General features: G+C 51.9%; 16 protein-coding genes. 8 read left to right on the forward strand and 8 right to left on the reverse strand.

The features are described 5' to 3' along the window. The first annotated feature begins 2 nt into the window (after positions 1-2). From MUG09_RS07345 to MUG09_RS07375, 7 genes are all read left to right on the forward strand, one after another. Positions 3-887 carry a hypothetical protein gene (locus MUG09_RS07345; RefSeq protein WP_244774993.1) on the forward strand — a complete coding sequence of 295 codons (885 nt, stop codon included), beginning with the start codon at positions 3-5 and terminating at the stop codon, positions 885-887. A gap of 21 nt (positions 888-908) precedes the next feature. Then, on the forward strand, positions 909-1,085 hold the full coding sequence (locus MUG09_RS07350) for an FmdB family zinc ribbon protein (protein WP_244774994.1): 177 nt from the start codon (positions 909-911) through the stop codon (positions 1,083-1,085). Positions 1,086-1,090: 5 nt separating this feature from the next. Then, complete coding sequence (trpS, locus tag MUG09_RS07355; protein ID WP_244774995.1) at positions 1,091-2,083, forward strand: tryptophan--tRNA ligase; 993 nt, start codon at positions 1,091-1,093, stop codon at positions 2,081-2,083. Between the two features lie 183 nt (positions 2,084-2,266). Then, positions 2,267-3,418, forward strand: coding sequence for an ABC transporter substrate-binding protein (locus MUG09_RS07360; RefSeq protein WP_244774996.1), 1,152 nt, complete (start codon positions 2,267-2,269; stop codon positions 3,416-3,418). A 66-nt stretch (positions 3,419-3,484) separates the two neighbouring features. Next, complete coding sequence (locus MUG09_RS07365) at positions 3,485-5,287, forward strand: ABC transporter permease (protein WP_244774997.1); 1,803 nt, start codon at positions 3,485-3,487, stop codon at positions 5,285-5,287. Positions 5,288-5,299: 12 nt separating this feature from the next. Beyond that, the gene (locus MUG09_RS07370) at positions 5,300-6,415 is read left to right on the forward strand and encodes an ABC transporter ATP-binding protein (protein WP_244774998.1); all 1,116 of its coding nucleotides are present in this window, start codon (positions 5,300-5,302) and stop codon (positions 6,413-6,415) included. Further along, on the forward strand, positions 6,412-7,902 hold the full coding sequence (locus MUG09_RS07375; protein ID WP_244774999.1) for a phosphohexomutase domain-containing protein: 1,491 nt from the start codon (positions 6,412-6,414) through the stop codon (positions 7,900-7,902). Before MUG09_RS07370 ends, MUG09_RS07375 begins: the two co-directional genes overlap by 4 nt. On the opposite strand, the gene MUG09_RS07380 is transcribed toward MUG09_RS07375, so the two are convergent. The 6 genes from MUG09_RS07380 to MUG09_RS07400 all read right to left on the reverse strand — a co-directional run bounded on the left by MUG09_RS07380 (position 7,865) and on the right by MUG09_RS07400 (position 16,528). Next, entirely contained in the window at positions 7,865-9,238 is a 1,374-nt protein-coding gene (locus MUG09_RS07380; protein ID WP_244775001.1) for a glucose-6-phosphate dehydrogenase, read from the reverse strand. The two genes, MUG09_RS07375 and MUG09_RS07380, sit on opposite strands and share 38 nt — an antisense overlap. 7 nt (positions 9,239-9,245) lie before the next feature. After that, positions 9,246-9,878, reverse strand: coding sequence for a 6-phosphogluconolactonase (locus MUG09_RS07385; protein ID WP_244775003.1), 633 nt, complete (start codon positions 9,876-9,878; stop codon positions 9,246-9,248). Between the two features lie 48 nt (positions 9,879-9,926). Then, positions 9,927-11,183: a 2-hydroxyacyl-CoA dehydratase gene (locus tag MUG09_RS16535; RefSeq protein WP_280529394.1), complete on the reverse strand. Its 1,257-nt coding sequence runs from the start codon at positions 11,181-11,183 to the stop codon at positions 9,927-9,929. After that, positions 11,180-14,107: an acyl-CoA dehydratase activase-related protein gene (locus MUG09_RS07390; RefSeq protein ID WP_280529395.1), complete on the reverse strand. Its 2,928-nt coding sequence runs from the start codon at positions 14,105-14,107 to the stop codon at positions 11,180-11,182. The genes MUG09_RS16535 and MUG09_RS07390 overlap by 4 nt, the downstream gene beginning before the upstream one ends. Before the next feature lie 82 nt (positions 14,108-14,189). Then, positions 14,190-15,392, reverse strand: a complete 1,203-nt coding sequence (gene thiI / locus MUG09_RS07395; protein ID WP_244775006.1) for a tRNA uracil 4-sulfurtransferase ThiI — start codon at positions 15,390-15,392, stop codon at positions 14,190-14,192. Continuing rightward, positions 15,389-16,528 carry a cysteine desulfurase family protein gene (locus MUG09_RS07400; protein WP_244775008.1) on the reverse strand — a complete coding sequence of 380 codons (1,140 nt, stop codon included), beginning with the start codon at positions 16,526-16,528 and terminating at the stop codon, positions 15,389-15,391. The genes thiI and MUG09_RS07400 overlap by 4 nt, the downstream gene beginning before the upstream one ends. A 93-nt stretch (positions 16,529-16,621) precedes the next feature. Between MUG09_RS07400 and MUG09_RS07405 the strand changes: the two genes are divergently transcribed. Next, complete coding sequence (locus MUG09_RS07405; protein WP_244775010.1) at positions 16,622-17,686, forward strand: 3-dehydroquinate synthase; 1,065 nt, start codon at positions 16,622-16,624, stop codon at positions 17,684-17,686. 1 nt (position 17,687) lies between these two features. Here the strand turns inward: MUG09_RS07405 and MUG09_RS07410 are convergent, their stop codons facing one another. Beyond that, positions 17,688-20,180 (reverse strand): oligonucleotide/oligosaccharide-binding fold domain-containing protein, encoded by a 2,493-nt coding sequence (locus MUG09_RS07410; RefSeq protein WP_244775012.1) that lies wholly within the window; start codon positions 20,178-20,180, stop codon positions 17,688-17,690. Positions 20,181-20,190: 10 nt separating this feature from the next. After that, positions 20,191-21,525, reverse strand: coding sequence for a histidine--tRNA ligase (hisS, locus tag MUG09_RS07415; RefSeq protein ID WP_244775015.1), 1,335 nt, complete (start codon positions 21,523-21,525; stop codon positions 20,191-20,193). Positions 21,526-21,590: the final 65 nt, after the last annotated feature.

Here is a 21,590-nt window from a genome sequence, read left to right on the forward strand (position 1 = left end):
GCATGATTAGATTCTGCAAAATTGCATCGGCTTTCGTTTTGGTGGTCTTGATCCTCTCCTCCTGCGCTACGGTGGCAGATAAGGGGAGGCCCTATTATGACTTCCAATCGATGGGAGAAGAGAATGTGATTGTAGTGACCGTCGATGCCCGCAAGGAGCCTGAACTCATTCTAACTGCCTTCTCTGACCTCGAGGAGTTTGCCCGCCGTTCCAGACGGGTATCGCTCTCCTTGAGACCTACATCCGATGCCTATCCCTTGGAACCTGATTCCCTCTCGGCTTATGGGGTGGTGGAAGGGGACTATCCGAAGTTTCTCATAAATACCGGCATGATGTATGCCAAGGAGTTGGAACGCAAGGGCAACAGCGACGGCCTTATCTGGTTCAGCCAGAAGAACGGGCCTGTCTCGCTGTATACTCCAAAGAATGACAAGCTGCTCTTCACCAATGACTCGTATGAACAGAGTTATGCGAGCTTTGCAGTGAAGAACCGGCTGATTGATGACCAGACGGCGATGCAGATGGCCCAATCATCGATTGCAGTGTACTCTCTGCATCCCGAAACCTTCTTTGATTTAGGACTCGGATTGCCTGATACCGTGATCAGACAGGCAAAGCTGATGCTGCTTTTGATTAATTCGGATGAGACGGGTTCGTATTTTTTGGATGCATATATCACCATGGATACGACAAGGCTTGCCTCGACGTTGTCTCAGATGGTACGTACTGCATACCTTGCCAGATTGAAGCGGGAGAAGATTCCCTATACGATCGCAGACTTGATGAAGATGTTTCTAATAGAGGATGATCGGGTGACGATCAAACAAATGGAATTGGGCGAAGAGCAGATGCAAGCTCTCAGACAAAGTCTGGGCGGCATGCTTTAAGCCATAGAGGAGATACATACAATGCCTTCTTATGAGTACGAGTGCCAGCTTTGCAAAGCACGAGTTGAACTGGTCCAGTCTTTGGACAAACATGAGGCTCCAGCCGTCTGCCCTTCCTGTAACATGGAGCATACCATGACGCGGGTCAACATTCCCTCTTCGTCGATTCCTGTCCAGGAACCACAAGAGAAGGAGTGAGCCTCGTGGAACAAACCAAGAAACGAATTCTAACCGGAGACCGAACAACCGGCCGCTTGCACTTGGGACACTATGTCGGTTCGTTGAAAAGCAGGGTGGAATTGCAGGACAGTTACGATACCTTCATCCTTCTGGCAGATGTGCAGGCGCTCACGACTCATTTTGAGCATCCCGAGCTTATCAACAGCAGCATCTATGATGTTGCAATGGATAACCTTGCAGTAGGACTCGATCCTGCAAAGGTTACCTTGGTACAGCAAAGTCAGGTCACCTCGATTGCGGAGTTGACGGTTTTTTACTCCATGATTGTGACGGTCAACCAGCTCAGGCACAATCCAACGATCAAGACGGAGGCGAAGAACTACGGCTATGCCGACCTTACCTATGGTTTTCTCGGGTATCCGGTAAGCCAGACTGCCGATATCACATTCTGCAATGCGCACCTTGTTCCGGTTGGTGAGGACCAGGTCCCGCATATAGAGCTCGCAAGAAAGATAGTTCGCAAGTTCAATGATATGTACGGCACGTCGATTGTTGAACCCGAGGCGAAGCTCAGCGCTGTGGGAAGGTTGTCAGGCCTCGACGGCAATGCAAAAATGGGTAAGAGCCTTGGCAATGCAATCTATCTTTCCGATACCCCCGAAACAGTGTGGGAGCGGGTGCGTAATGCTGTTACCGATCCTGCAAGAATCACCGCGAAGACTCCAGGGCATCCGGAAATATGCAACGTCTACAAGTATCACTGTGTGTTCAATCCAGAGGAGTCAGATGATATCGCATATCGATGCCGAAATGGCCTGATTGGATGTGTCGCCTGCAAGAAGCGCCTCAATGAAGTGCTCAATGCCATGCTCGATCCCATTCGCGAGAGGAGAGCCTACTATGAGGCCCACCGCTCTGAAGTCAGGGATTTGATCATCGAGGGTACGCGCAAAGCAAATCAGATTGGAAACGACAACCTGCATGCGATCAAGGAAAAAATGCACGTGCTGATCTAATCGGTTCCATAGAGTGAAAATATAGCCATCAGAAAAGAGTTGTCTCTTTTTTGGTGGCTATATTGTATTCCAGCTAAAACTGATGGTAAAAACCACAAGAACCTTTCATTTGCCGCCGTCGAGTCTGATGCTATAGTGGTTGTAGGTGGGGAGACAGGTGTGCTCCCGCCCAAAGGAGTCTTTATGAAAAAACTGCTCGCATTGGTTCTCATTGCAGCCCTCCTGCCGATTGCTTTGTTCGCCACCGGCTCGAAGGAAGCACCTGTTGCCGCTCCTGCTCCTGTTATTGAGGAACTCACTCACGATGAGTTGGTCTCGCGGGCCAAGGCTGAAGGAAAGGTCGTTGTCTATGCAACCACCAGCCGTATCGCCAAGGCAGCCGAAGGGTTTACCAAACTCTACGGCATCCAGGTTGAGAGTTCAAACCTGAAGGATTTTGAGTTGATCGAGAAGGTTGCCAAGGAGGCACAGGCAGGCGTCAGCGGAGCTGACTTCGTACTTGCCCAGGATGCTGGAAGACTCGTCGGGGAGCTTATCGAGCCCGGTTACCTGTACAACTATGTACCGCCGACGCTCAAGAATGTAATTCCTGCTTCCATGCAGAATCCTTTACAGGCTTTCGCCATCAACAAGGTGTTCATCTACAACGATGAAGGACTGGACAAGAGCCCGTACTACAACATCTGGCAATTCGCTGATCCCAAGTACAAGAGTCTCCTTCAGTTCAAGAATCCGTTCCAAGAGGGTGTTAACGCCAACTTCCTGACCATGATCACCAATGACTACTGGTCGAAGAAAATTGCCGACGCCTACAAGTCCTACTTCGGTAAGGATATTGTTCTTACCACCCCCAATGCCGGGTTTGAATGGATCAAGGCCATCTACGAGAACGACCTGATCGTAGGTACGAGCGATACCACGATTGCCGAGAATGTCGGTATCAAGGGACAGAATGAAAAGCGTGAGAATCCCCCGGTGGGCCTGTTCGTATTCTCCAAGGCACGCTATGCAACCAGCAAGAATCTCGCACTCAAGCCGGCCATGGAAATGGAGCCGTTTGCAGGTTTCTACTACAGCCTCTATGCCTTGATGGCCAAGAGTGCCAAGAACCCCCATGCAGCAAAGCTGTTCATCGAGTATCTGTTCACCGAGGAAGGATTTGCTCCTTGGGGATCCGACTGTGGAACCTACAGTGCCAATCCCAACAACCCGATTCAGGAAGACATCGACTTCCCCTTCGAGGTATGGATGCCGCTTCTGGTTGAAGAAGAGGGCGCCTACTGCTTCGACAACCGTGCAGAGGTGGAAGAGTTCCTCAATCAGTATATTTATTAGTCGTACCACTGTATTTGCTAGGAGCCTGCAGGTTTTCCTGCAGGCTTGTTGAAAAGGAACATACACATGAGTGCCAAAAGCAAACTCAATCAAATAAAGGCTTTTTTCAAGAAGCCTCATAACATCATTCTGGTGGTGCTGCTCGTGGTGCTGGGGTATCTGACCCTCGTACCGCTTTTGACCATCATACTTGATACCGTTACGGTCCATTCCAGTGAAGCCCGTTTCGTGAAAAAGCCTGTTGGCTCGCTGACGCTCTATCACTGGACCAAAATGTTCGCCAGCGGGATTACCAGTCAGAAGACGTTCTATGAGCCGTTTGTAAACACCATGGTGGTTGCTTTTCTCTCTTGTGTCCTTGCCATCATCATCGGTGGTTTCTTTGCTTGGACCGTAACCAGGACAAACATCAGGGCCAAGGCCTTCATCTCCACCGTGTTTGTGTTTCCCTACATCATGCCGGCATGGACTCTGGCCATGGCTTGGCTCAATTTCTTTCGCAACTCACGAATCGGGGGCGCCCCCGGTCTATTCACCGTATTCACCGGGTTGGAGACTCCCAACTGGTTTGCATACGGCCTTTTCCCCATCGTTGTAGTTCAGGGGTTGCACTATGCACCATTCGCATACATCCTCATCGGCGGAATTCTGAGAAACATGGATGCCAACCTTGAGGAAGCAGCCATGCTGCTGCATGCCAATCGGATGCAGATCATGATGAAAGTAACATTACCCATAGTGAGACCGGCCCTGCTGTCCACCTTCCTTTTAGTCTTCTCCTCCACGATGAGTGCCTTCGCCGTTCCGGCTTTTCTGGGCAGTCCGGTGCGTTACCAGGTGTTGACGACGCAGATGTACCGAACCCTCAACGGAATGAATCCCGGTTACGGGTATATCATGGCTTTGGTGATGATTGTCATCGGAGTCGGCATTTTGATGCTCAACCAATGGATCACCGGTCGACGCAAGAGCTATACCACCATCACCGGCAAGAGCTCCAACATCAGCCTCTTCAATTTAAGAAAAGCGCGCACTCCGCTTACCGTGATCTTGATTACCATCCTGATGATGATCGCCATCCTTCCGCTTGTTTCCTTTGCGATTGAATCCTTCATTATGGCACCCGGTGATTACTCCTTCTCCAACTTCACCTCCGAGTTCTGGATTGGAAAGGGAAGGGCGGACATTGCAAACAGCGAACCGGGAATCCTTCGCAATCCATCCATCTGGCTCGGCTTGACCAACAGCCTCAAGCTATCAATCATCATCAGCCTGATTGCAGGAACGGTGGGCATGCTCAGCGGCTACGCCATCGCAAAGCGCAGAGGCTCCAAACTCTCCACTTGGGTGAACAACCTTACCTTCTTCCCGTACCTCATGCCCTCAATGGCATTCGGTGCCATTTTCCTTTCGATGTTCGCCGTACGCAGAGGCTTGATTCCCGCCATGTATGGTTCATTCTGGCTTCTTGTCATCGTAGGAGCGGTCAAGTACCTTCCTTTCGCATCGCGCAGCGGCATCAATGCAATGCTGCAGCTCTCCGGTGAAATCGAGGAAGCGGGAACGATCATGGGTGTCGGCTGGTTCAAGCGGATGACCAGGATTATTTTCCCCATCCAGAAAACCACGTTCATCAGCGGCTACCTGCTGCCGTTCATCAGCTGCATGCGTGAGCTTTCGCTGTTCATCCTGCTCGTTTCACCGTCCACCAGGATTCTTACCACCTTGTTGTTCCAGTACAACGAAAAGGGGTGGAACCAGTATGCCAACGCCATCAACCTGATGATCGTCGTCATCGTCGTAGGATTCAACCTGTTGATCAACAAACTTACCGGTGCCTCGATCGACAAGGGAATCGGCAACAACTAAGAGGAGTCACCCATGCCAAGAATTGAATTGAAACATATCACCAAGAAGTTCGGGAAGTTCGTTGCCGTTGATGATTTGAATATGGTTATCGAAGACCGCTCCTTTGTCACGCTGCTCGGACCTTCAGGGTGCGGCAAGACCACCACCCTCAGGATGATCGCCGGTCTTGAGACGCCCACCGAAGGGATCATCACCATCAACGACAAGGTGGTGTTTTCCAGTGAGGACGGCATCGATGTCCCACCGGACAAACGCGACGTGGGATTTCTGTTCCAGAACTATGCACTGTGGCCGCACATGACCGTTTACAAGAACATCGCATTCGGACTGGAGAATCTGAAATGGTCCAAGGAAGCAATCAAGACAAGGGTGGAAGAGCTGCTTGCCATGCTCAAGATCAGCGAATTTGCCGGCCGCTATCCCTCCGAGCTCAGCGGAGGCCAGCAGCAGCGCGTTGCCATCGCCAGGACGCTGGCAACCGGGCCGAAGGTATTGTTCATGGATGAACCGCTGTCCAATCTCGATGCAAAGCTGCGCATGGAGATGCGCTCCGAGCTCAAGCGCCTGCACCGGGAAACCGACTCGACCTTCGTCTACGTCACCCACGACCAGCTTGAGGCCATGACGCTCTCGAGCATGGTCTGCCTCATGAAGAACGGGTATATGCAGCAGTATGCACCGCCTTTGGAAGTGTATCGGAAACCTGCGAACACCTTCACCGCCGACTTCGTCGGTTCTCCGAACATCAACCTCGTCGATGGGTTGGTGGACCAGGAAAAGCCCATTGTACTCAAGCTCACCAATACGGTCCGCCTGGTTTTCCAACCGAAAACGAACATCGCCGTTCGTCAGGGGCAGGCCATCGTTCTGGGATTGAGACCGGAGCATATTGCAGTCACGCAGATGAAGGCCGACGCCGAGGCGGAGGTTCTGAGCTCGCTTCCCTCTGGCATGGAAACCATCATCGCCCTTTCGATGGACGACATCCGTCTCCATTCCGTAGTGTTCGGGGACATCGATTTCGAGGTGGGCAAGAGCGTAGGACTCTCCTTCGGTCATGGGGTGTTCAACCTCTTCGACAAGGAAAGCGGCAAGAATGTAGGGCAGGGAACCCTTTTTCGGGCATGAACGGGCGATATACATTGTTCAGAGCACATGATATCCGGGGAAAGCGAGAGGCCTTTGCAGGCACTGAAGGTGAGCGCCTCGGTGCTGCTCTGGCCCTCTATTTCATTCATACCCTCAAGGTAATGAGGGTCGTTCTTGCCCGTGATGCAAGACTTGGAGGAGCTGAATTACAGCAACAGCTTCTTTCAGTGTTCTGCAAAGCCGGGCTTGAAGTGCTTCTGGAACCGAACCCCATAGGAACATGCCAGTTCTATTATGCCTGTCTTTCCCACATCGATGCAGCCGCTGTCATGGTGACGGCAAGTCATAATCCCGCATCATATCTGGGTATGAAACTTGTAGGACCGAATCTGCAGGTGATAAGCATGGGTCATGGTCCTGCAGGAGGTCTTGAGCTGATACAGCAGCTCTACGAAGCGAATGAGCCTATCAACGAAATCGGCAGGCAGGGCAGCGTCCATATGTTGGACACGCTCGGTGCGTTCATCACGTATTCGGCGGAGCTTGCAAATGTCGGCTCTCGTGATGTCAGCGGCCTGTCGGTCGGTTGTGACTTCCAGCATGGGAGCGCAGGATGTGCGATAGGGCGGGCTCTTGGAGAACTTGGTGTTCACTACTCGGCACTCCACCTGATTCCCAACGGCAATTTTCCCCAAGGTGATCCCAACCCGGGCATTGAAGCAAGCATGCAGGATGCAAAGGCCTTCCTTGCTGTCAAACCGCTGCCCTTGTTTTTCGCCTATGACGGGGATGGGGACCGCATGGACGTATTGTACAAAGGACGGCAACTCTCTCCTTCCTTGGTATTGCTCAGCATTGCCGATGAACTTGTCAATCTAAACAAGGACGGGTGCGAACCCACCTTCCTGTTCGATGTGAAAGCCTCCCCACCGTTGCTTTTTGAAATGCGGAGAAGGGGGTATAAGGTCGCTATTGTACAACCTGGGCATTCTGCGGTCAAGCAACGCATGAACAGCAGTCGGACGGACTTCCTCCTGTGCGCAGCCGAGGAGTCGGCGCACTACTATTATCAACTCAAGGGGATGGACGGCACCCGGTACGCCTCGGAGAACACACTCTTCTATACGCTGTTGATTCTCAAGGCATACAAGAAGAATCCCTCTCTGTTTGAGACGGCCCGAGCCTTGCAGGATGCCTTTTACCGCGAACGTGAATGGTCGGTCTCTATTACGGATGAGCAAGACCGTTCGGCCTTCCTTGAGAAGGTTCAGCTTTATTTGCTGTCAAAGGGTGCAAAGGCGGTGTCGCATGACAGCCGGGGCAACAGTCTCGGAGCGACCCTCTACCGCTATGGTCTTGATGAAGGGGCGACGCTGAGCGCATCCTGGTTCCAAGTATTCCAGCGACTGAGCCAAAGCGAGGACAACCTGCTGCGTTTCGAAGTCCTCGCCTCCGATCAGGGACTGGGGCGATCGATAGCTGAAGCTGTCAAGGCTTTGCAATCTGGGTTTCATCAAACCAGGTGAAATGGTTGTCCTTGGCAAGCTGGCTGGCAAAACGAGGCAGGGTCCTGATCGGATAGACTTCACCCACCAAGTCGCTTTCAAGCATCGGTTCCACAATTCTCCAGGACTCGGTGATTTCCTTCATGGTGGGAAAGAGGCTCTTGTCGGCGATCAGGATCTTTTGGACTATCTGCTCATAGGCTTCGGGTGTGTTTGCTCCAAAGGTCTCGCTCTGATTGAATCGGAACCGAACCGGTTTTGACTTCCAACTGGTGTTCGGCATCTTCAAATTCATGCTGATATCGATGGTAAGTTCAGGATGGATGGTGATGATCACTCCGTTCTCTGCGATGCTTTGGTCGTGCATCACCTCCTTGGTGGTGTTCTTGAACTTAATGTAGATCAGTGACTTGGCTTCCTTCTGCATCTTGCCTGTGCGTACATAGATGGGGATGTCGGCAAAGTAATAGGTGTTGACAAACAGCTTCAGTGCTGCATAAGTGGGGGTCTGCACCACATGTCCGCTGTTAACCCCAAGCGACTCATACCTTCCCATATGAAACTCCCTGACGGGGGAGATGGAGCGCAGCACTTTTTCCTTCTCCACTGAAATGTCCTCCGGGGAGAGGCTGGCCGGCTCACTCATGGTAAGGTAGGTGACAATCTGCATGATGTGGTTCTGGATGGTATCACGTACTACGCCGATTTTTTCATAAAAGCCCAGGCGCTGGTCAACCCCGTGTGTTTCATCAAAAATAATCTGAATCGATTCAATGGTGCGATTATCCCAGATTCTGCGGATGATGTCGTTGTGAAAACGCATGAGCAGTAAATTCTGCATGAACTCCTTGCCAAGGTAGTGGTCTACACGGAATATTTCCTTGTCCGTGAATGCTTTTTCAAGAATTTCATTGTAACGGAGTGCGCTTTCCAAGTCGAAACCGAAGGGTTTCTCCACTACGATTTTCTTGGTGAGCGTACAGTAGCAGTCAAGACTTGCATCAATCGCCTTGATCTGGTGAATCGCATCCTCATACAGAGAAGGCTGCAGAGCCAGATAGTAGATGAACTCCACTTCATCACTTCCCTCGATCATGCTCCTCAGCTTCTTCGTGAGAATTGATACTGCATCAGTATCAGCCATGTCGTAGTACAGGTAGTCGAGGTTGTCTGTAAAGGACGCTGGTGCAGAAGGAGATACGGAATTCAGGAGAAATTCCTCACGGGTGGTATAACGTCGTCCAAGTGCCAGGACGGAGAATGAGTACTGCTTTTCCATGAGGTTCTGATAGGCGGGGTACAGTTTTTTCAGAGCAAGGTCTCCGGTACCGCCGTATTGGATGATGATTCGTTTCATGGCCTTCTTACTCCTTCAAGTCTGTAATGATCAGGGTCGAAAACCGCTTGTCCCTGAAGAATGCGCAGGGAAGCGTGTCAGCTTGCTCTTTCCCACCGAGAAGCCTTGCAAGAGCATCCCGCTTTCCCTCTCCGAAAAACAACATGACTATCCTTGACTGCGCCGCAAGTGTCGAAAATCCGTAAAAGGTGAACGTGGCCCGCCTGTTCGGCGGTTTTGGACTCCGGTCTATGACTTTGACCTGAACCTTCTCCTGTTCGGGCCAGGAGCCGGGGAACAGTGATGCAATATGGCCGTCTTCACCTACACCCAAGTATACCCTATCAAAGAGGGAAGGCGGTAGCTCTTCTCCCGGAACGGGAATGGAAAGCTGGGACAGGGCAAAGGCATCCGTCAGGCCGGCTTGCACAAGCGTGTCCAGATTATGCTCGCCTTCAAGCCGCTCGTCGACCAGATACAGACGAATTCGTTTCTGGATGTCCTTGTCAACAGAGAGCAACCCTTTGACGATGTACTGTGCACTTCTTCCCCCAGGAAGAGCGATGCAAAGAGTACCTGCTTTTTGCACCGAGAGTTGGACAATGTCCTGCTCTACAAGCTGTGATAGGTCTTGTGGATGTTCAATGCGTTCTATTCTCATAGCATTAATGTAACCAAAGAAATGGAAGTAGAATAGTAGGAGATAGCCCTATTCTCCACTTTTTCTGCCATCAAGGTTCTCTTTTGCGATGGAAAGCATGAGTTTGATGCGATTCTCCTGATTGACATGGGTTGCGGATGGGTCGTAATCGATGGGTACTATGTTCGCTTCAGGGGCACGTTCAGTGACCGCCCTGATCATGCCTTTTGCACAAATATGGTTGGGAAGGCAGCCAAAGGGTTGGGTGCAGACGATATTGGTGTAGCCTGCATGCACCAAATCGAGCATCTCGGCGGTCAAAAGCCAGCCTTCTCCCATCTTCACCCCGTAGTCGATCAGGCCGTCATTGAGTTGCTTCATTTCGGTATAGGGAATGGGCACGGTAAACCTGCCGGATTTCTGCATTGCCTCGCGTGCCATGTTCTCGACCTTGAAGAGTTGCTTGAGCACAAGCTGGGTGATGATGCTGCTGATCCTGCGTCCTCCATAGTAGCTCCTGTCGATGATGGCATTGTCCGCCCCATAATAGAGAAATCCCATCATGGATGGTACCATGACCTCGCATCCCTGTCCTTCGAGATACGCCTGGAGGTTGTTATTGCCCAATGGCGAGTATTTCATATAGATTTCGCCGACAATACCGACTTTGATCTTGGTCTCTTTCCTGACCTCAATTGCGGCAAACTGCTTGCAAATCTCATTGAGATTGCGTTTCATTGCATACCCGATATAGCCCCTGTTATGGGCGAATCGCTCGCTGAGGTAACTTGTCCAGGTTTTGACCAGGGCATCGGCTTCGCCCTTGTTCACTTCGTACGGTCGTACCTGATTGGAAAGGGCCATCAGCAGGTCTCCGTAGACAAATGCGCTGTACGCCTGCAACAGCATGAAAAAGGTGAGCTTGAAGCCGGGATTCTTCTCCATCCCCTTGAGGTTCAAGCTGATTACCGGGATGTGGGAGAGTTGACACTTTTGCAGCGCCTTGCGCAGCAAAAACAGGTAGTTGCTCGCCCTGCAGCCCCCTCCGGTCTGGGTGATGACCAAAGCAATCTTGTTTGTGTCGAAATTGCCGTGCTTGACCGCGTCGATGAGTTGGCCGATGACGAGCTGGGCTGGATAGCAGATGTCATTGTGTACATATCTGAGGCCTTCGCGGATGACGTTCGGCCCCTGGTTCTCAAGCAGGACGACCTTGTAACCGTGATTGGCAAAGACCTCCTTGGCGATGTTGAAATGAACCGGCGACATGTTGGGTATGAGGATGGTATAATCCTTTTTCATTGCTTTGGTGAATACGGTACTCATTGGCAGCCCGTCTCCCCGATTGCTGCAAGCAGGCTGCGGATCCTGATTTTCACCGCTCCAAGGTTTGCAATCTCATCGATTTTTATCTGGGTGTAGATTTTTTTCGTCTGCCTGAGGATGTCCCTGATCTCATCACTGGTGACTGCATCGAGTCCGCAGCCGAAGGAAACCAGTTGGATGATCTGCATATCGGCCTGGGTCGTCACATACCGGGCGGCATCATACATCCTTGCATGATAGGTCCATTGGTTGAGCACCGTACGCTTTTGTTTGGGTACCAAATGACTGATTCCATCCTCGCTGAGCACTGCACAGTTGCACTGCAGCAGCAGGCTGTCGATGCCGTGGTTGACTTCACCATCGACATGGTAGGGCCGTCCTGCAAGCACCATGATCGGCCATCCACGCTTTCTCGCCTCATTGATGATGATAAGGCTTTGCGCCCTCACAGCCTTCTGATACTTCTTCAGCGCCTCGTAACCGAGTTTGCATGCCAGCCTCACTTCCTTCTTGTCAAGAATGAAATGCTTGGAGAGAATTTCATGCAGGCGCAATGGCAAAAAACGCTCATCGGCAAGACTCAGGTAGTCGCTGATGAAAAGCACCTTCTGCTCAAGAAGGGCCGGCATATTGTGTCTGAGCACCTCGGGGTAGTAGGCGACAACAGGACAGTTGAAGTGGTTGTCGCCCTTTTCCTCCTTGAGATTATAGCTCGAGCAAGGGTAGAATACGGTCTCAACACCTGCATCTATCAACTGTTGGATATGTCCGTGCATCAACTTCGCCGGATAACAGATGGTGTCGCTGCTGATCGTCGATTGCCCCCTGAGGTAGGTCTGTCTGGTGGATGGCTCGGATACTACAACCTCGAAGCCCAGACTGGAGAGGCATGCATGCCAGAAGGGCAGCTGTTCGTAGTAGGAGAGCTGCAAAGGAAGGCCGATCCTTCCACGTTTATTTCTTTCGCTTGCAAGGCCGGCCAGGTATTGCTGTTTGAAGGCATAAAGGTTGAGCAATTCCGGATTGCTGACAAAGCTGTCGGGTCGTACGATGCGGTCGCACTTGTTCCCGCTGATCAGCTTTCGATCCGAGTCGAAGCTGTTGATGGTAAGCAGACAGGCGTTGGTGCATCCCTTACAGTGGACGGTACGCGTTCGGTGGGAGAATGAGGAGAGCTTGGCAAGTGAGAGGGTGGTCGTAGCCTTATGGTCTTTATCGTGCTGCTGTTTTGCATGCAGTGCGCAACCATAGGCTCCCATCAGTCCCGCCTCATCGACTCGGATGACTTCGCTTCCGAGTTCCATTTCAAAGGAACGAAGCACTGCGTCGTTGAGAAAGGTGCCCCCCTGCACAACGATGTGTCTTCCCAACAGGGATGGGTCCGTCGTCCGGATAACCTTGTACAGCGCATTCTTCACCACACTGATGGCGAGCCCTGCAAAAATGTCTGCAACGCTGGCCCCATCCTTCTGAGCCTGCTTGACCGAGCTGTTCATGAAAACCGTACACCGACTGCCGAGGTCGACGGGATTCCTCGCTTTCAGGGCAAGCTGTGCCGCCTGCTGGGATGAGTATCCAAGAGCATTGGAGAAGGTCTGCAGGAACGAACCGCATCCGGACGAGCACGCCTCGTTCAGGAAGATGTCGTCGATTACTCCGTCCACGATCTTGAAGCATTTGATGTCCTGACCGCCTATGTCGATGATGAAGTCCACCTCAGGCAGAAAGGTATGTGCACTTTTGTAGTGTGCCATCGTCTCAACCAGTGAATATTCGAAATCAAAGGCGTTTTTAATCAAGAGTTCTCCGTAGCCTGTACTGCAGGATTTCACCAGCTGAATATCGGGATAGGTTGTGAGGAAGCTGGTCAGAAACTCTTTCACCGCTTGTACCGGGTTACCGTTGTTCTGTTGATAGCGGCTGTACAGAAGCCGGCCTTCGGTATCGATGATGCATGCTTTCACCGTGGTTGAACCGGCATCCACTCCAAGGAAGGCTTGGCCTTTGTAGCTGTGCGGGTCCGCTTTTTGAAGCTTTGCCTTCTGGTGGCGGGCACTGAATGCCTGCCACTGTTCTTGGTCGTCGAAGAGCGCCGGAATGGAGGTGAACGCCTTGTCTGCACGATAATGCTCAAGCTGATAGACCAGGTCCGAAAGCGAAAAAGAAGTTTCTTCCTTGGCCAAGGCTGTTCCCAAGGCCACAAAGTACAGGGAGTTTTCCGGACAGATTCCCTGGAGGTTCAACGTTTCGTCGAACGCCTTGCGCAGTGAGGAAAGGAAGGTCAGAGGTCCGCCAAGGTACACCACCTGTCCGGTAATTGGACGGCCTTGGGCAAGCCCTGCTATGGTCTGGTTTACCACCGATTGGAGAACCGAGAGAGCTATGTCGGCCTTGTCTGCTCCTTGGTTTATAAGTGGTTGGACATCACTTTTTGCAAAGACACCACAACGCGAAGCAATGGTATAGCTCTGTTTTGCCTGATGAGCCAGCACATCCATTTGGTCTTGGTCGACATGTAGCAGGCTGGCCATCTGGTCGATGAATGAACCGGTACCGCCAGCGCACGTACCATTCATCCTCACCTCCATGTTCTTTCCTAAAAACAGGATTTTTGCATCCTCCCCACCGAGTTCGATTACTACGTCGGTGGAAGGAAGGTAGTGCTGGATGGCGATACGGGTGGCATAGACTTCCTGGACGAACGGGAGGTTCAGCTGTTGGGAAAGCCCCATCCCTGCTGAACCTGAAAGCGAAAGACAGACCTTTGTCTGTCCAAGGCTCTCAAGCAGTGGAGTAAGCATTTGGACAGCGGTTTGGGGGATTTGTGAATAGTGTCTGCGGTACTCGTGATGAACAAGGTTCAGCTGTTCATCGAGCACGACACATTTCATGGTAGTGGAGCCAACATCCAAGCCGATTTTCACCGAGAAGCCTCCGAATACACAAACCATACGTAATTTTAAGGAGTTGGTACAGTGAGCCTTCTCCCGTTTTAGACACTATATGTCAATTTGTCTGAATACGCAGTTTCCCATCGGGTCCAAAGTCAAACACCTGGGCAGTTTTAATTGCCTGCTCCAATAACGGCTCGATTTCCATCTGTACATAATGTTGTGTCTCTATCTCCTTGTCAGGACGCACCAACGGGTGTCTGGGACTGAAAATAACACAACAATCCTCGTAAGGAAGGATGGAAGTCTCGTAGGTTCCGATTTTCTTCGCCAGATTCATGATCTCCTGCTTGTCCATGCCGACCAAAGGTCTGAGCACCAGCTGCTCGCTCATGCTGTCGGTGAAGGACATGCTTTCCAGCGTTTGGCTGGCTACCTGGCTGAGAGCTTCCCCTGTGACGATGCACATTGCCTCCTGTTGTACGGAAATGGCGTTGGCAACCTTCATCATGGCAGCTCGGAACATCAAGGTGGTCTCATCTTCTTGGCTGTGTTGCTTGATCCAAAGCTGAGCCTCGGTGAAGTGTACGACATGCAGTCGTGTTCCCTGTAGATAGGGGGCGATCAGGGAAGCCAGCGTCTTTACCTTCTCCAAGGCCAATTCACTGGTATACGGGTAGGCATGAAAATAGATGCACTCCATTTTCAATCCGCGTTGGGCCATTCGGTAGGCGGCCACCGGGCTGTCTATTCCCCCTGAGAGCAGGAGCATGCCCTTGCCCGCTGTAGTGACGGGTAGTCCTCCAGGGCCGCTCTTTGCAGAAGTGAAGAGGTATGCCTTGTCCCGTATCTCGCAATTGATCGTCATATCGGGATTCTTCACATCGACGGTAAGATCGGGGTATTCACTGTGTACCACCTCCCCGAGGATGCAGTCTATCTGGTAGCTGTTAAGTTCAAAATTCTTGTCCGCCCGCTTGGTGATCGACTTGAAGGTTCCCACCCCTTTGGAAAAGGGTTCGTCCTGCAACAAAACTCGTGCCGTCTCCTTGATTACCTCGATGTCCTTTGCGCAACGGAGGCATCGAGAGTACCCGACAACACCGAAGGTGGTGCTGAAGGCCATTTCGACGGTTTCCCTGGGGCAACTGTTCTCGATTTCGAAGAAAATCCGGCCTTTCTGTTTAGAAACCTGGGTACGGTATCCCTTGAGTTTGCTCTTGATGTTGTTCTTGAGTCGCTTCTCGAAAAAATCGCGGTTCAATCCTTTGAGGGAGATTTCTCCCAATCTGACTAAATACAGGGTAGAGTCGTTCATGCGTGCTCCAAATTAAGGTGTGTGATGGTTAGTGCCAAGGCCTCGGCGTCATGTTCCGTCGTATCCTTCGACAATGAGATGCGGATGCTGTTCTTTGCAAGCTGTGGCGAAAAAGCCATGGCAGACAGCACCCCTTGTGATTTCTGCTTGGCGTTGTTCGAGCAGGCGGATCCGCTGGAAACGCAGAATCCCTGGTCGAAGAGAAGGCGGGTGAACACTTCGCTGGGAAGGGTTGGATGGGATAGGGTGAGAATGTAGGGAGAGCAGTTCTCCGGCGGGGAGAGGACGGGCAGGAATGTGAGCCGATCCCTCAGATACCTATTCAGTGAACTCACTTGCTCAAAATTTTCCTCCAGGTTGCTGAAGGCCTCCTTGATGGCTTGATGCATAGCTGCTATTCCGCCCAGGTTCTCCGTCCCCGGTCGCAGTCCCTGTTCCTGGGCGCCTCCGCGGGAGAGGCTCTCTATACCGGCGTTGGTGTTGTACAGCATTCCGACGCCTCGGGGTCCGTGAAGCTTGTGTGCACTGAAGGCGGCACTATCCACACCCATGCTTTTCAAGTCGAACCTGATTTTGCCCAAGGCCTGGGTCGCATCGGTGTGGAAATGGATCTTGCGGTTGTTATGCCCTGCTTCAAAGGTACGGACAACCTCGACTAAACCACCGACATCCTGAATCGAGCCGGTGACATTGTTGACCAGCATGATGCTCACCATCCGTGTTTCACTGCTCAAGGCCCGTTGCAAATCCTCTTTCTGTACAAAACCCCTGGGGGCCGGAAGAACAGTCACCTTCCATCCCAATTGCTTGAGCAGCCTGGAATACTCGGAGACCGAAGGGTGCTCAATGCCGCTGAGGATGACCTGGCCCTTGCGTTCCTTCCAGATCAGACTGCTGAGGATGATGGCATTTGCCTCGGTGGCCCCGCTGGTGAAGGTAAGGGCGGCTGCATCCACGCCAAGCAGGCCTGCGATATCTTCCCTGGTCTGCTGAAGGAAGGCTTTGGCTTCTCTTCCTTCCTGATGAAGGGATGATGGATTGCCTCTATAATGCTCAACCGCCTTCGTATAAGCATCCAGTGCGGCTGCGCTTATGCTGGTGGTGGCTGCATTGTCAAAATATCGTATCTCGTGCATGGCCCACATTGTGCGACAATGCAAGGATTTTTGCAAGCACGGCTTCATAAATGGTCCTTGTCTTAACCCCTTGCTCTAGGGTATAACAAGGCTATGAAGAAACTGACGACAGCCGTACTCGACCAAGGGAAAACTACTGATATTTTGCTTGCAGATGACTTGAAGGATCTAGCCAACCATCTCGGAGGGTATGGCCGCGCAGTCATGTGGGTGTTCGATACCAATACGGCCAAGCTGTTCAAGCAACTTCCTCCCGCCCATGTAGTACTGGAAAGCGGCGAGAGTTCGAAGCATCTATCCTCGCTGGAGCGTATTCTTTCAACCTGTCTCGACGAAGGGTTGGCTCGTGATGGTCGGATCATCGGTTTCGGTGGTGGAGTGGTCTGCGACCTCTCCGCCTTTGCCGCATCGGTATACATGCGCGGCTGCAGGCTTACCCTCGTACCGACCACGCTGCTTGCCATGGTCGATGCTGCAGTAGGGGGCAAGACCGCAGTCGATTTTCGCGGCATGAAGAACATGGTCGGCTCCTTCTATCCCGCAGGCGAGGTCCTCATTTGCATCGATACGCTGAGAACGCTCAGCGACAAGGAGTTCCTCAACGGTCTGGCTGAAGTGATCAAGCATGCCTTGCTCAGCCAGGATGAGGAGTTGTACAAGTTTCTGTTGGTCAAGAAAAATGAGATTCTCAGCCGGGAACCTAAAACCTTGGCGACGTTGGTGGAGCTTTCGTTGGAAGTAAAGAAATGGTACATCGAGCAGGATCCAACCGAAACGAAAGGTATCAGGCAGATGCTCAATCTCGGGCACACCTTTGCTCATGCCTTGGAATCCTCCTCGCACTTTGGTTCCTGGAGTCACGGGGCGGCCGTTGCGTGGGGAACCTGCCGGGCATTGGAAGCCGGCATCGCCATGCAGGTCACCGACAAGGCTTATGCTATCGGTGCGACCAAGCTGTTCAAGAGCTATGGCTACGATATCGAACATCGAATCGGACGCGGCGATTGGATTGAGTTCCGAGACCATCTGCTCAAGGACAAGAAAAAAGCGGACGGCAAAGTCCTGTTTGTCCTTTTGGAAGGACAGGGAAAGGGTGTGCTCCGTCCGCTTGAGATGCCTTTGATCCAGCACCTCGTCATTGCAAAACCGATATTCTAGGTCATTCGACCAACTTCAATAGTGTTCCATAGACCTTGTCCACCCGCTTGGCAAGGTTTTTTTGACCTGCCGCCTCCAAAGAGTCGGCGAGCTGAAGCAGGGTGAACAGCGAAGTGTCCAAGGCATCGAAACAGTCTTCAACGGCAGTGAATCGATAGTTGCCGTTGCCGCTCTCTTCCAAGGCCGTGAAATGCAGCTGCTTGCGCTCTTTCTTGCTCTTGGTGAATGCGAGCAACCATATCAGGTTGTCTACCAAGGTCGACGCATCCTCTATGGTGTAGACTCCCGACGGAGGATTGTCCAATATACCCTGATCGATCTTCAGTTTACCCTGCAATTCCAAAATAGAGAAGAACTTATCACCATAATGAATATAGAATCCCTGGTGCATGAGGGTTGCGGGGAAGTTCTTGGGACGCTTGGGGGCCTTCTCGTTGGCCTGTACCAGGTAGGTGAGGTCTTCGAGCGGGATGACGGCCACCAGTTTCTGCTTCTTCTTTCCGATGACCAAGGTCGGGTAGGTGCGCTTGTAGACTGTGATGGTAGCCTTTCCCTTTTCCTCGGCTTTTCCCTTCTTCTCTTCGCGCTCCTCTTTGCGGGAAGGTTTTTCACCCTTGGCCAGGGCGGTGAGCCGAGGATAGAGCTCGCTGGAGATGTCATCCAGCCATGCCTTCTCCAGCGGACTTACGCTGCGGGCGTACAGTCGGCTGGTCTGAACGATCTCGCCGGCGATGATGAATTGGGGAAGCGTTTTGAAGTATGCGCTTCCGGGGTGAATGAACACCTGGTCTGCAGTCAGGCTTTTGTACATATTGCCTTTCGCCTTGATGCATACATATTGCATCAAGCCGCTGGCGATGCAACTCAGGTATTCGCGCACAGTCCCTCCGCTGGAAATGGGAAAACCGATGTCCGAGCATATCTCTCCGAGCTGTTCATTGACATGGACGATTTCCTGCATTCCTTGGAAATCGAGATAGCTGCGCTTGCAGAACTTCTGTTTTGCTTCCTTGCCGGTGTTCGCTGTGTATTGGCGATATATGTTCAAATATGAGACGAAGTCGCCGTATTCTGAGTTGTTGAAACGCTTGTGGGCAGCACGACTCTGCTCCTCCTCGCCGGGAATCAACAGGAATGGAGTCTTGGTGGAGAGGAAGGAGACAGCGATCAGCACTTCCTCGAGAACCTCGGGGTGGTTCATCATCGCCTCGACAATCACCCGTGAATGGCGGGGCAGCAGGGGGAAGCGGCACATCAATGATCCGACCGAGGTAAGTCGGCGGTACTCGTCGATGGCGCCGATGAAACGAAGCGTGTCCTCGGCGCTGGCAATGGCACTGTGCTTGGGACGGGTGATGAAGGGAAAGTGCTCGTAGTCGTAGATGGAAAGGTCGCTCATCCTCAAAACGACTTCGCTGAGGTCGGTTCTCAGGATTTCTTCGGTTCCATAGGGGAGCCTGCTCTGGTAATCCTCCTCGCTATAGAGGCGGTAACAGACGCCCGCTTTCGTACGTCCTGCACGTCCCTTGCGTTGCTCGCAGCTCGAACGGCTGGTTGGCAGCGGAACCAGGGAAGAGGTGAAGTCCTTCTGATTGTAGAAGTTGATTTTTGCAATGCCGCAGTCGATGACCGTTGATATTCCGTCGATGGTAACCGAGGTTTCAGCAATATTGGTTGCAACAACCACCTTCGTCTTGCCCGCTCCGGTCTCATTGAAGACCGACTCCTGCTCCTCCTTGCTCAATCGTCCGAACAAGGGATAGATTTCAAGCAGATGATCGGGATCGGCCATATACAGTGCATTGACACAAGTCGTGATGTCAAACTCTCCGCTCATGAACACCAGGATGTCGCCTGAATGTTTTCTTGCCTCTGCCATGACGATGCCGGTGATGGCCTGGATCTGATAATCCAGCGTCTCCCGTTCCAACGGCTTGTAGATTACCTGGACGGGATAGATGCGGGCGTCGATGCTGACGATCGGGGCATTGTCAAAGAATTCGCTGAATACTTTTGTATTGATCGTTGCGCTGGAGATGATGACCTTGAACTCCTTGCGTTGTGCCATGACTTCCTTCAAGAGGCCGAGAATGAAATCGATGTTCAACGAACGCTCATGGGCTTCATCTACCAGAATCACTGAATAAGAACGAAGCAACGGGTCGGCCTTCAACTCCATGAGCAAAATGCCGTCGGTCATGACCTTGATGCGGGTGTTGGATGTAGTAGTGTCTTCAAAACGCATCTTGTAGCCGACAAAACCGTCGTCCTTGCCGACCTGGCGCTTGATGAAATCGCTGACGCTGAGCGTTGCAATGCGTCTGGGTTGTGTTATTCCGACCTGCAACTGGTCTGCATAGCCTGCTTCGTGAAGAATCAGGGGGATTTGCGTAGTCTTGCCGCTTCCGGTTGGACTTTCGACTATGATGACTTGGTTCTTCGCAAGTCCATCAAGGATTTCCTGCCGATGGAGATACACCGGCAAATGTTTCATGTCTTTCAAATTATTTCCTTTGTAGTATCGTTAACGCCTCTTGCAGCGTCAGATTGGGATGGTTTTCTCGGTTTGCCAGATGTCTCAGGGTGAACCGATTCTGCTCTTCCTCTTCCTTGCTTACAAGAATGGCATAGGATATGGCATTGTTCTCGGCCCACTTGTACTGGGCTGCCAACTTCTTGTCCGTGAGATGGACGCAGACTCTCAAGCCTGCCTTCCTCAGGGACCTGGCAAGTTGGTCGTAATAGGCGAAGCCAGCCATATCGGTGTTGAAAATGGCTACATCGGCCGAACTGGTGGACTGCACGATGGGACTTTCCAGTTCCTCCAGTGCAGCCAAAAGACGGTCGAGTCCGATGGAAGAACCAACACCGGGAAGGTTCTCCTTCGTATACAGGCTTGCCAGGTCGTTGTACCTTCCTCCGCTGCATACCGAACCGAAGTTCGGCAGTTGCGTGAGGAAGGTTTCATAGACAATGCCTGTGTAGTAGTCAAGTCCTCGGGTGATGGACGGGTCGAATACGAAGTGATCGGCTATACCCGCCTTCATCAGATAGGCATGGATGGCCCTCATCCGTTTCGTGTGAACTTCTTCATTGCCGGCGAGGGAGCTCAAGCGGTCAAGCGTCTCCAAAAAACTCTCGTTCTCGTTCTCCTTGTGGATATAAGCAAGAATTTGGTTCGCTTTTTCGCTGCTGCCGGTAATCTCTGCAAGCTGGGAAGCTACCTCTTCCTTGCCGATTTTCCTGAGTTTGTCCACGGTCCTGAGAATTTCGGTGCTCTTGTCCAGTATGTCCAAATGGGCGAGGAAGGCATTGAACAGACCCCTGTGGGCGATGCAGAACTGATAATTCTCGACTCCCATGACAGAGAAGGAGCTGTCCATCATTGAGAGAATCTCAAAGTCGGCCTCCGCATTATCGACACCTACAATGTCAAAGTCGCACTGGGTGAACTCCCTGTATCTTCCTTTCTGGGGATTCTCGCCACGCCATACCTTGTCTATATGAAACCGCTTGAAGGGTAGGGCGAGTTCGCTTTGATGTTGGGCGAGAAAGCGGGCGAACGGTACGGTGAGGTCGAAACGCAGAGCCACATCACGCTCTCCATTGTCCTTGAAGTGAAATATCTGTTTATCTGTCTCACCACCACCCTTGCCGAGCAGCACTTCGGTATATTCCAACACCGGTGTATCAATGGGGACAAAGCCATAGGAAGAGAAATGGGTTTCCAGTTTGCTGATAATCGCCTTTTTGGGGATTTCCATAGCGGGCAGGAAGTCACGGAACCCTTTCAGAACCCTCGGTTCGATGATGCTTCCGGCCTTTGTTTTGTCGCTCATTGATTCATACTCCTGTTGTGTTTTTAGAGTGGATGGTGTACAAAGAGTGTATAACGAATCGCTTG

It is taken from the genome of Sphaerochaeta associata, assembly GCF_022869165.1.
In the GTDB taxonomy this organism is placed as follows: domain Bacteria; phylum Spirochaetota; class Spirochaetia; order Sphaerochaetales; family Sphaerochaetaceae; genus Sphaerochaeta; species Sphaerochaeta associata.